This window comes from Vibrio sp. 03-59-1, from assembly GCF_013114135.1.
Lineage (GTDB): Bacteria > Pseudomonadota > Gammaproteobacteria > Enterobacterales > Vibrionaceae > Vibrio > Vibrio cortegadensis.
Window position 1 is genome coordinate 1 of record NZ_VTYA01000014.1, and the last position, 11,865, is coordinate 11,865.

Genomic DNA, 11,865 nt, shown 5'->3' on the forward strand with positions numbered 1-11,865 from the left:
TGGTTGCGGGAGCAGGATTTGAACCTACGACCTTCGGGTTATGAGCCCGACGAGCTACCAAGCTGCTCCATCCCGCGTCCGGATGCATTGTTTAAGACAATGACTCTTTTCTATTCTTTCTGAGCAAAACTCAAAGAGAAAAATTGGAGCGATACATCGGGTTCGAACCGATGACCTCAACCTTGGCAAGGTTGCGCTCTACCAACTGAGCTAGTATCGCAAACTGAAACGTCTTTCGTCGTTCAGGGCTGCGAATTATAAGAGCATTTTTTTGTGATGCAAGTCCTTCCTTCAAAAAAAATTAATTTTCTACTATTTTGATGGAAAAGCATGCAAAAAACGCATTTTTTAACCAAGTGTAACCATGACGCGTACCATAAAACCCGCTTTTACAATCAACTAGATACTAATAATTGTTTTACGGTAGTACTGCAATTCCGCAATCGACTCACGAATATCGTCCAGTGCTAAATGGCTACCTGTTTTTGAAAAGCCATCAAGAACCTCTGGTTTCCAACGACGAGTCAGCTCTTTCAAAGTGCTCACATCGATATAACGGTAATGGAAGTATTGCTCTAATTCAGGCATATGTTTGTAAAGGAAGCGACGATCTTGCCCAATACTATTCCCACAAATTGGCGATTTTCCTTTTGAGACCCATTTTTCTAAGAACGCGATCGTTTGATCAATTGCATCTTGCTCGGTGACTTGGCTCTCTTGAACTCGCTTAACTAAGCCGCTACCAGTATGCGTTGTCGTACACCACTCATCCATTTTCGCTAATTCATCATCAGATTGGTGAATAGCCAAAACAGGCCCTTCTGCTAGAATATTTAATTCGCTATCGGTAACAATGGATGCAATTTCAATGATTTTATGAGTTTCAGGATCTAAGCCTGTCATCTCCAGATCGACCCAAATTAAGTTCTGATCGCTAAAGGACATAAGGGAGCTGCCTATTTGTTTAGGTGTAAAAGAGGTACTATACCCAAATATGTATACTCAAACTAGGTTTAGCACGACCGAAATATCGTAGTGTCAATAACATAGCGTTGAGTACTCAATCATCAATTTAGATGTGTTAAGTGGAAAATTGTGGCTAAAAAGAAAAAGTTAACCAAAGGTCAAGTACGACGCGTACGCAGCAACCAGAATAAGCGACTTAAAAAAGAAGACTCTGTTCAGTGGGACGAAAACATGCTGGGCGGCACTAAACGTGGTTTAGTGATTACTCGCTTTGGGCAACATGCTGACATTGAAGATCTAGAAACCAATGAAGTTCACCGCTGTAACTTACGCCGTAGTATTGAAACTTTAGTGTCTGGCGACAAGGTCATTTGGCGCGCAGGTCTGGAATCAATGGCTGGTATTTCTGGTGTTGTTGAAGCCGTTGAGCCAAGAACATCAATGCTAACTCGCCCCGACTACTATGATGGCCTAAAGCCTGTTGCAGCAAACGTTGACCAAATGATCATTGTATCAGCCGTGTTACCAGAGCTATCCCTTAACATTATTGACCGCTACTTAATTGCATCAGAAACAGTAAATATAGCCCCACTTGTCGTACTTAATAAAGTCGACCTCCTCACAGAGAAGCAGATCGCTGAATACCAAGAAACATTAAAAGCTTATGAAAAAATTGGCTATAAAGTGCTTCTTGTCAGTAAAGAGTCTGGCTACGGCATTCCTGAGCTTGAAGCTGAACTTAAAGGCAGAATTAATATTTTCGTAGGTCAATCAGGCGTAGGTAAATCCAGTCTGGTTAACGCATTAATGCCAACTCTCGATATTGAAGAGGGCGTGGTTTCTGAAAACTCAGGGCTTGGTCAACATACTACGACGGCTGCTCGTTTATACCATTTTCCATCTGGTGGTGATTTAATTGACTCCCCTGGAGTTCGAGAGTTCGGTTTATGGCACCTTGAACCCGAAGAGATCACAGAAGCTTTCATCGAGTTCCGCCCATATTTAGGGGGATGCAAATTTAGAGATTGTACGCACATGGACGATCCTGGTTGCCTCCTAAGAGAAGCCGTAGAAAGCGGGAAAATAAGCAAGCTACGATTTGATAATTATCACCGCATCATCGAAAGCATGGGTGAAAACAAAGCGAATCGTCAGTATTCTCGTGGAAAAAAAGCTGACCTCTAAGACTAGAATATCGGTAAATAAGCACCATATTATGAACAACTGATACCACGCCTACTCATTGTAGGCTGGGCATCCTCTTTTAAAACCTAAACATAGAGCACTGGAAACTCGCACCATGGATAAAATCAAAGTTGGATTGCAATACTGTATTCCACAGCACGGGCTAACTCGCCTAGTCGGTAAAATTGCATCTGCAAAAGCAGGCGCTTTAACCACCGCGATTATTAATTGGTTTATTAAGCAATACAAAGTCAACATGGATGAAGCTCTGCACAGCGATCCTAAACATTTCAAAACGTTCAACGAATTTTTTGTCCGTGAGCTTAAAGAAGGCATGCGCCCAATCGCTGAAGGTGAAACGGTAATTTCTCACCCAGCAGATGCTCGCGTTAGTCAATTCGGACCAATTACTGACGGTCAGTTAATTCAAGCGAAAGGCCACAATTACTCAGCACAGGAGCTACTTGGCGGCGACGCTAACCTTGCTGAAGAGTTTAAAGATGGTGAATTTGCGACACTTTACTTATCGCCAAGCGATTACCACCGTGTTCACATGCCATGTGACGGTACGCTTCGCCAGATGATTTATGTTCCTGGCGACCTTTTCTCAGTCAATCCATTAACTGCAGAAAATGTTCCGAATCTATTTGCTCGTAACGAACGTGTTGTCTGTATCTTCGATACTGAATTCGGTCCTCTTGCTCAAGTTCTTGTCGGCGCAACCATTGTAGGAAGCATCGAACAAGTATGGGCGGGAACCATCACCCCTCCACGCGGTAATTCCGTTTACAAATGGGACTATCCATCAGAAGGCAATACCGCTGTGAGCTTGAAGAAAGGTGAAGAAATGGGCCGCTTTAAACTTGGCTCTACTGTTATCAACCTTTTTGCTAAGGATTCGATTCAATTTGATGAATCAATGAAAAATGGTGAAGCGACCGTAATGGGTACCGCTTACGCACACATTAAGAGTGCTGAAAATAAGACACAAGCGTAACCAACCATCCTTAACTCTCTTTAAAAAGTTGGTACTTCGGTATCAACTTTTTTATATCTATCGACAAAAGCATCAGTTCATTTTCTTGACCAAAGACAAACCTCTCACCGAAATATGCTACGAGTTTGTAAAAGTCATACTCCCGTCTAGGTACCTAAATCGTTGATAATTTATTCTATTTTGAGTTCATTTATTTATGAGGTTGGTCATCTATGCCGAAATTACGTTCAGGAGTGCTGTTGAAGCTGCTAGTCTGCTTTTCAATCCCCTTAGCTGTGCTCTTTATGCCAATAGATGCTATCCCTATCGACGACCTCACTTTAATTCAGCATCGACTACTCGCTATTTTCCTACTTGCTGCTCTTTTGTGGGTGCTTGAGCCTGTTCCCGTATTTGCCACCTCAATTCTCATTATCGCTTTAGAGCTAGTGATGATCTCAGACAAAGGACTTCATCTTTTTAGATCGCCCCCTGCGGGACATGATCTTGGAGAGTTAATGAAATACACCGACATATTCAGTGCATTTTCGTCTCCTATTATTATTCTATTTATGGGGGGATTTGCTCTTGCGATTGCAGCCTCCAAATATGAACTCGACAACAACTTAGCCCGAGTGTTACTCAAACCTTTTGGTACCCAGCCTCGCTTTATTATGCTTGGGCTCATGTTGATCACTGCTGTCTTCTCTATGTTTATGTCCAATACCGCGACCACGGTTATGATGCTGGCGCTACTCGGCCCCATCGTCGCGTCTGCACCAAGAGGTGATTTAGGTATAAAAGCATTGGTTTTATGTATTCCGATTGCCGCGAATACAGGTGGCATAGCCACACCAATAGGAACCCCTCCAAACGCCATCGCTCTTCAATATTTAACCGGTGAAAACAGTATCGATTTCCTTTCATGGATGATGATGGGGCTACCTTTTGTCATTATCCAACTCACCATCGCTTGGTTTTTATTGCAGAAATTCTTTCCATCGTCAGAGAAAGAGATGATTTTAAAACTCGACGGAAAATTCAAGAAAAGTTGGCGCGCGATCGTCGTCTATGTCACCTTTGCGGCCACCATTATTCTATGGATGACGACTAAACTACATGGGATGAATACCTATGTGGTTTCTATTATCCCGCTAGCCGTATTTACGCTGACTGGGATCATGGGCAAAGAGGAGCTTAAGCAAATTAACTGGGATGTATTGTGGTTAGTTGCAGGCGGTATTGCTATCGGGATCGGTTTAGATAAAACAGGGCTAGCCGCAGCGCTTGCTCACGCTATTGATTATGAATCTCTTTCTCCAATGTCGGTGGTTTTCACCTTATCGATAATCTGCTGGTTAATGGCGAACTTCATGTCGAATACCGCCACCGCCAACTTATTAATGCCCATTGCAGCGGCGATTGGCGCATCGATGGAAAGCTTAGTTAGCATTGGTGGATTGCAAGGTTTACTGGTTGTTGTCGCCTTCTCTGCGTCATTAGGGATGATCCTTCCAGTCTCCACACCACCAAACTCTTTGGCTTATTCAACAGGACTTATCGAAAGTAAGGACATGGCAAAAACAGGTTTAATCATGGGCGTAATTGGCTTACTCATTGTTTATATTGCCGCCCTCATTATTACCTAAATTATCAATAGTGGGATATACGTAGGCTTGAATGAGCATGTAACATTTATAAGCCTACATAACCGCGATTTTAATTTAATAGACAACTGTGATTTCGCTTCACACTTTATCTAATAAACAGCTTATAGGTTTGGATTTATTTGATTCTAAACACATTTTTTACACATCAATACAACGACACTACACGCGCGTCAATCACGCATCCACCAGCACCATGCATCATTTTGACTATCGATTTTCTAAGAGGGAGGAATAGACCTTGAGGCATACCATCAAATTTAAAATTCAAATCGCAATAGCGGTTATTATCGCCGTAGTTAGTGGCGCTCAAGCTTGGATTTCCGTCAATCAGCTCACCCAAGAGACTGAAGTTGCGATTAGCCAAGAAATGAAGAATGTAAGTGTAAGTACAACCAACTATATTGCCGATTGGCTCTCTATTCGTAGCGATATGATGGTTGCAAATGAACCAACCGTGTCTAGCAATGAAAATTCAGATCGCGAACTCCTCATCACCAAGCAAGCGGGGCAATTCTTATCTGTCTACGCCGGGTTTAGTGATGGCACTATCGCATACGGTGATAAGGGTGAAGATTGGCCAGCAGGCTACGACCCACGAACTCGCCCTTGGTATAAAGATGCAAGTGCAGCGTCAGGGCTCATTATTACTGAACCTTATCAAGACTTTGATGGCAGCATTGTCATCAGTTTCGCCAAAGCATTTAACGGTGAACAAAAAGGTGTTCTCGCCGCTGACTTAACCGTGACGAGCATTATTGATGCCGTTCTTAACGTAAAACTTGATAACGATGGTTTTGCATTCTTGGTCGATGGTAACAACAACATCGTGGCTTACAGTGATGAAGAGTTAAGCCAAAAACCACTAACAAGTCTGAACCCTGAACTTACGGCAAGCAAAGTTTCACAACTGATTCAAAACCAAACGATCACGACTCTCGCTTGGCCTAAACAGAATGAGAAGATGATCTACATCGCCAATGTACCGAATACCGATTGGTCACTTGGTATTGTTATCGATAAAGAGATGGCGTTTTCTGCGGTATCCGATGCGATTCAATTCATCGCACTCACTTCATTTATTTTGTACATCGTCATTTCAATCGCAAGTACCATGGTTATCAACCGCTTGCTTTATCCATTACAAACGCTGTCTGAAGCACTCACTCAACTCGCACAGGGTCGAGGCGATCTGACTCAGCGTATTGATATTACTCGCATGGATGAGATTGGAAAACTTGCCGAGCTTGTGAACCAGTTCTTAAGCCAGATGCAGAGCATGCTGAAAGGAGTCATTGAGCACAGCCATGACTTAAACAATCATGCCGAGCAAGCGAATCAACTGGCCACTCAATCTTCAATTCGAGTTGAAAACCAGCAAAACGATATCAACCAAATAGCAACGGCTATCCATGAGATGTCAGCAACAGCGGCAGAAGTAGCAAGCCACGCAGAATTAACCGCATCAGCGTCTCAAGCATCAGCAACCGCATGTAATGAAGGCCAAGAGGTGATTCAACAAAACCGTGATGCGATTACTGGTCTTGCAACTCAGGTAGAAGATGCCGCTAACGTTATTCGAGAACTAGAGAGTAACGCGCAAAGCATCAACCAGATCCTATCAACCATCCAAGGTATTGCTGAGCAGACCAACTTACTTGCGTTAAATGCGGCAATCGAAGCGGCTCGCGCTGGTGAGCAAGGTCGAGGCTTTGCTGTAGTTGCTGATGAGGTACGAGTACTCAGCCAAAGAACGCACGGCTCAACAGAAGAGATCCGCGTCATGATTGATACTCTGCAGAAGAATACTGAACATGCCGTTGAAAGCATGACAACCAGTACTCAACTGGCAGAGAACAGCGTAGGCTTTGCTGAGCAAGCGCATGGCAGCCTAAGCAAAATCACTCAAGCAATCACTGAAATCAATGATATGGCTCTACAAATCGCAAGTGCTGCCGAAGAGCAACGCGCGGTAAGTGAAGATATCAGCCGTAACACCCAAGGTATTAAAGATGCTTCTGACGATCTTGCCCATCAAGCAGAGAGTAGCCGTAATAGCTCGAACGATATGAGCAAAGCCGCTGAATCTATGCGTCAAGATGTGGAACGTTTTAAGGTATAACGCCCAAACGTACATCTTTTAATATCCGTAATACCGCTACCGAGACTGAAACAAAGCGATCCTTTTCATAAGAATCGCTTTGTTCTCAGCTCGGTTTCATGCATATTTATGAGCTAATTTATCCCAATCACAAGGATGTTGTTCACATGGGATTTGAATGGTTAGCGCTTGCAGCGGCTTTTCTATGGGCGATCTCAAGCCTATTATCTGTCTCTCCTGCTCGTCATCTTGGAACATTTGCCTATAGCCGTTGGCGTATGGGTTGCACCGCTTTAATTCTTTCATCCATGGCTTTTGCGACTGGAGGGTGGTCAAGCGTTGAACCTCACCTTATCACTCCAATGATGCTGTCAGGTTTAATTGGCATTTTTATCGGTGACACCGCTCTTTTCGCTTGTTTAAATCGAATGGGTCCAAGGCAAGCTGGGCTTCTATTCTCTTGCCATGCGGTCTTCTCTGCCATTTTAGGATACTTCCTATTTAGCGAAACCATGCAAGGCACTGAGCTTGTTGGGGCCGTATTGGTTTTCTTAGGAGTCATCACCGCCATTTTCTTCGGAAAAAAAGCGAATACCCATGAACTGGAATCAATCAAAGGGAAGATTTGGGTGGGCGTCGGATTAGGTCTTACCGCTGCGATATGCCAAGCTTTAGGGGGAATTATTGCTAAACCCGTCATGCAGACAAGTATCGATCCCGTTGCAGCATCTGCCATTCGTATGATCACCGCTTTTCTTGCCCATAGTCTATTCCGTCTCAGTGGCGCGAAGTTGGCTCGTCCAACAAACCCAATGACAGGAAAGATGCTAGGGATCACCGCTCTCAATGGCTTTTTAGCAATGGCCGTGGGTATGACTCTGATTTTGTATGCGCTACAAGAAGGAAACGTAGGAATGGTCGCCCTGCTCTCTTCTACCACACCTATCATGCTGTTGCCTCTTCTCTGGGTATATACAAAAAAAAGACCCAATCGATATGCGTGGTGCGGGGCGATTTTAGCCGTCGTCGGAACGGGAATATTGGTGAGCTAGAAATCGAATACTGAAAACAAAAAAAGCCATAACACGCTAAGTGCAATGGCTTTAATCAGTCACTCTATATTGACCGATGACTAGGCTTTTGGGAACGGAAATGCCGTGACATCGTCAATGTGATCACAATTCAACGCGAGCATAATTAAGCGATCGATCCCCAGAGCAACGCCCGCACATGCTGGTAATCCAGCCTCCAGCGCAGTAATCAAATGATGATCTATCGGCTGCGGTTGTAATCCCATTTCCACTCGTTTTTGATTATCCGCTTCAAACCGAGCCAATTGCTCTTTTGCATCATCAAGCTCATGAAAACCATTCGCAAGCTCAATACCTTTGAAATAGACTTCAAAACGATCGGCAACTCTCGGATCTTGCTTATTAATTCGAGCCAATGCCGCTTGTGACGCAGGGAAATCATACACAATGGCAGGAACTTGCAATCCAATTTTACTTTCAACCCCAACGCTGAACAGAAGTTGCAGTAGTGTATCTCTATCCTCTTCTGGCTCCGCAATATCACTCAAGCCTAATTCATTCCCCACAACTTTAAGTTGCTGCATCGACGCTTCAAGTGGGCAAACCCCTAGAACCTGTAAAAATGCGTTCTGATACGTCATTTTCTCGGCAGCTTCACATTGAAGAACTTGCTGCAATAGCGCGTCCATTTCAGCCATTAGATCATGATGATCAAATCCAACGCGATACCACTCCAGCATCGTGAATTCAGGGTTGTGATAGCGACCATTCTCCTCATTGCGGAATGCTTTTCCAATCTGGTAAATGCAACCACTTCCAGCCGCCAGTAAGCGTTTCATATGAAATTCAGGACTGGTCATCAGATAAAGATGGCTACCGTCAGCATAGCCAGGGCCAATAAAATCAGTTTGAAAAGTATGTAGGTGTACATCCGTTACGGTTGCATGACTAATCGCAGGTGTCTCAACTTCAAGAACCTGACGTTCTGCAAAAAACTGTCGAATTGAAGCCAGCAATAATGCACGTTGTTGTAATTTAGCTATTGAAGCGGAGGGTTGCCAATCTGAACCAATCATATCGAGTTACACATAAACAAAAGTTATGCGAATTCTAACGCTACCATCCAATAAATCCACAATTGAATGTGATTCAAATCACACAAAAAACAAATAGTATGCTTACGATTTCACTACCGAAGAAAAAACCTAGCAGCATCAATTTTTTGTTCACATGGCTCTTTTAGAATACCCACTACCACTTAAGGCTTATTATTAAAAAACTCGATAAGCAAGCCTTTTACTATAACAAGTGAGTTAATTTAAAACTCACATACACTGGAGGATAACTGTGAAGACTATCACCACAGATATCGCAGTCATCGGCGCTGGCGGCGCTGGTTTACGTACTGCAATCGCAGCCGCAGAAGCAAACCCTGACTTAGAGGTCGCTCTGATTTCTAAAGTTTACCCAATGCGCTCTCACACGGTGGCTGCAGAAGGTGGTTCAGCAGCAGTTATCAAGGAAGAAGACAGCCTAGACAATCACTTCAACGATACCGTTGGCGGTGGTGACTGGCTATGTGAACAGGATGTTGTTGAATACTTTGTAAAAAGTGCAACTCGTGAAATGGTTCAAATGGAACAATGGGGTTGCCCATGGAGTCGTAAAGAGAACGGCGACGTCAATGTACGCCGATTTGGAGGCATGAAAGTCGAAAGAACGTGGTTCGCGGCTGATAAAACTGGCTTCCACATGCTTCACACTCTATTCCAAACATCGATGAAATACGATCAAATCAACCGATTTGATGAATACTTCGTGGTTGACCTATTGGTTGAAGGCGGCGAAGTTCAAGGCCTTATCGCTATCCATATGTCGGAAGGTGAACTGGTTACGATCAAAGCAAAATCTGTTGTATTAGCAACAGGTGGCGCAGGTCGAGTTTACCACTGTAATACAAATGGTGGCATCGTAACGGGCGACGGCATGGCGATGGCTTATCGTCACGGCGTTCCACTGCGTGATATGGAATTTGTTCAATACCACCCAACTGGCTTACCAGGTACAGGCATCTTGATGACTGAAGGTTGTCGTGGTGAAGGCGGTATTATCGTCAACAAAAATGGTTACCGTTACCTACAAGATTACGGCATGGGACCAGAAACACCCGTTGGCGAGCCAAAGAACAAGTACATGGAACTTGGCCCACGAGACAAAGTATCTCAAGCATTCTGGCATGAGCAGCAAAAAGGCAACACAATCAAGCATGCACTAGGTGATGTTGTACACCTAGATCTTCGTCACCTAGGTGAAGATTACCTGCAAGAACGTCTACCGTTCATTTGTGAATTGGCAAAAGCGTACGTTAACGTTGATCCAGCAAAAGAACCGATTCCAATTCGTCCTACCGTTCACTACACCATGGGTGGTATTGAAACTGACGGCCTATGTGAAACTCGCATTAAAGGTCTGTTTGCCGTAGGTGAATGTGCTTCAGTTGGTCTTCACGGTGCAAACCGTCTTGGCTCTAACTCTCTAGCAGAATTCGTTGTATTCGGTCGCGTTGCCGGTGAAAACGCCGTGAAACGTGCCGCTGAATTCAAAGGCTGGAACGATGAGTCTATCGCTAAGCAAGTAAAAGCGGTTGAAGATCGTATTGCAGGTTTGATGAATCAAGAAGGCGACGAAAACTGGGCAACAATCCGTACTGAAATGGGACACACCATGGAAGCGGGTTGTGGTATCTACCGTCAAGAAGATTTAATGCAAGCGACGATCGATAAGATCAGCGAGCTAAAAGAACGTTACAAACGCATCAGCATTAAAGATAAAGGCAAAGTATTCAATACTGACCTTCTTTATGCAATTGAAGTGGGATACGGCCTTGAAGTGGCAGAAGCAATGGCATGTTCAGCAATCCTTCGTAAAGAGTCTCGTGGTGCACACCAACGTCTAGATGAAGGTTGCACAGAACGTGATGATGTTAACTTCCTCAAGCACTCTTTAGCATTCTACCAAGAAGACGCTGCACCAACGATCGATTACAGCGGTGTAACTATTACTAAATCGCAACCAAAAGCACGTCTGTATGGTGAAGCTGCCGAGAAAGCCGCAGCTGAAGAAGCGAAAGCAAACCAAGAACAGTCTGCCGAGGAGCAAAAATAATGTCAGCAAATCGTATCCAAAAAGTAGACATTCTACGCTACGACCCTGAAAAAGATAACGAACCGTACATGCAATCTTTTGATGTACCGTTTGATGAAACCATGTCAGTGCTTGATGCAATTGGCTATATCAAAGACAACCTAGACAAAGACCTATCTTACCGTTGGTCTTGTCGTATGGCGATTTGTGGCTCTTGCGGCATCATGGTGAACAACGTTCCTAAATTAGCATGTAAGAGCTTCCTACGTGATTACCCAGATGGCGTAACCATTGAGCCTCTAGCAAACTTTGCTATTGAGAAAGATTTAATCGTTGATATGACGCCATTCATTGAGCGTTTAGAAGCAATTAAGCCTTACATCATTGGTAATGACCGCACTGTAGAAGATGGTCCAAATAACCAAACGCCTGCGCAAATGGCGAAATACAAACAGTTCGCTGGCTGTATTAACTGTGGTCTGTGCTATGCAGCATGTCCGCAATTTGGTTTAAACCCTGAATTCATCGGCCCTGCGGCATTAACGATGGCTCACCGTTACAACCTTGATAGCCGTGATAACGGTAAAGCTGAACGTATGAAGCTTATCAATGGTGAAAACGGTGCTTGGGGTTGTACTTTCGTCGGTTACTGTTCTGAAGTTTGTCCGAAGAGCGTTGATCCTGCGGCAGCGGTAAACCAAGGCAAAATCGAATCTTCAATGGATTTCGTGATCGCAATGCTTAAACCTGATGGCCAACCAACATCAGTAGAAACAAGCAAAGAGGACGCATAAG

Annotated in this window: 9 protein-coding genes and 2 tRNA genes; 7 read left to right on the plus strand and 4 right to left on the minus strand. The window is 44.0% G+C overall.

The genetic code is table 11. The features are described 5' to 3' along the window. The 3 genes from F0249_RS14610 to orn all read right to left on the minus strand — a co-directional run bounded on the left by F0249_RS14610 (nucleotide 1) and on the right by orn (nucleotide 945). Nucleotides 1–77, minus strand: a tRNA-Met gene (locus tag F0249_RS14610). Nucleotides 78–144: 67 nt separating this feature from the next. After that, nucleotides 145–220: transfer RNA gene (locus F0249_RS14615), tRNA-Gly, on the minus strand. 179 nt (nucleotides 221–399) lie between these two features. Then, a complete protein-coding gene (gene orn / locus F0249_RS14620; RefSeq protein ID WP_017053394.1) occupies nucleotides 400–945 on the minus strand; it encodes an oligoribonuclease in 546 nt (181 codons plus the stop codon). Nucleotides 946–1,095: 150 nt separating this feature from the next. Between orn and rsgA the strand changes: the two genes are divergently transcribed. The 5 genes from rsgA to F0249_RS14645 all read left to right on the plus strand — a co-directional run bounded on the left by rsgA (nucleotide 1,096) and on the right by F0249_RS14645 (nucleotide 7,947). Beyond that, a complete protein-coding gene (gene rsgA, locus F0249_RS14625; RefSeq protein ID WP_136995692.1) occupies nucleotides 1,096–2,151 on the plus strand; it encodes a small ribosomal subunit biogenesis GTPase RsgA in 1,056 nt (351 codons plus the stop codon). Nucleotides 2,152–2,266: 115 nt separating this feature from the next. Continuing rightward, nucleotides 2,267–3,148, plus strand: coding sequence for an archaetidylserine decarboxylase (asd, locus tag F0249_RS14630; RefSeq protein ID WP_017053392.1), 882 nt, complete (start codon nucleotides 2,267–2,269; stop codon nucleotides 3,146–3,148). 212 nt (nucleotides 3,149–3,360) lie between these two features. Further along, on the plus strand, nucleotides 3,361–4,776 hold the full coding sequence (locus F0249_RS14635; protein WP_113798989.1) for a DASS family sodium-coupled anion symporter: 1,416 nt from the start codon (nucleotides 3,361–3,363) through the stop codon (nucleotides 4,774–4,776). A gap of 259 nt (nucleotides 4,777–5,035) precedes the next feature. Then, on the plus strand, nucleotides 5,036–6,916 hold the full coding sequence (locus tag F0249_RS14640; protein ID WP_171757072.1) for a methyl-accepting chemotaxis protein: 1,881 nt from the start codon (nucleotides 5,036–5,038) through the stop codon (nucleotides 6,914–6,916). Nucleotides 6,917–7,062: 146 nt separating this feature from the next. Then, nucleotides 7,063–7,947, plus strand: coding sequence for a DMT family transporter (locus F0249_RS14645; protein WP_171757073.1), 885 nt, complete (start codon nucleotides 7,063–7,065; stop codon nucleotides 7,945–7,947). A gap of 80 nt (nucleotides 7,948–8,027) precedes the next feature. Here F0249_RS14645 and epmA read toward each other — a convergent pair whose 3' ends face one another. Next, nucleotides 8,028–8,999, minus strand: a complete 972-nt coding sequence (epmA, locus tag F0249_RS14650) for an elongation factor P--(R)-beta-lysine ligase (protein WP_171757092.1) — start codon at nucleotides 8,997–8,999, stop codon at nucleotides 8,028–8,030. A 274-nt stretch (nucleotides 9,000–9,273) separates the two neighbouring features. Here epmA and frdA point away from each other — a divergent pair, with 274 nt between their 5' ends. Both frdA and F0249_RS14660 read left to right on the plus strand, forming a co-directional pair. Then, nucleotides 9,274–11,091, plus strand: coding sequence for a fumarate reductase (quinol) flavoprotein subunit (frdA, locus tag F0249_RS14655; RefSeq protein WP_017053387.1), 1,818 nt, complete (start codon nucleotides 9,274–9,276; stop codon nucleotides 11,089–11,091). After that, nucleotides 11,091–11,864 carry a succinate dehydrogenase/fumarate reductase iron-sulfur subunit gene (locus tag F0249_RS14660; protein ID WP_017053386.1) on the plus strand — a complete coding sequence of 258 codons (774 nt, stop codon included), beginning with the start codon at nucleotides 11,091–11,093 and terminating at the stop codon, nucleotides 11,862–11,864. Before frdA ends, F0249_RS14660 begins: the two co-directional genes overlap by 1 nt. Nucleotide 11,865: the final 1 nt, after the last annotated feature.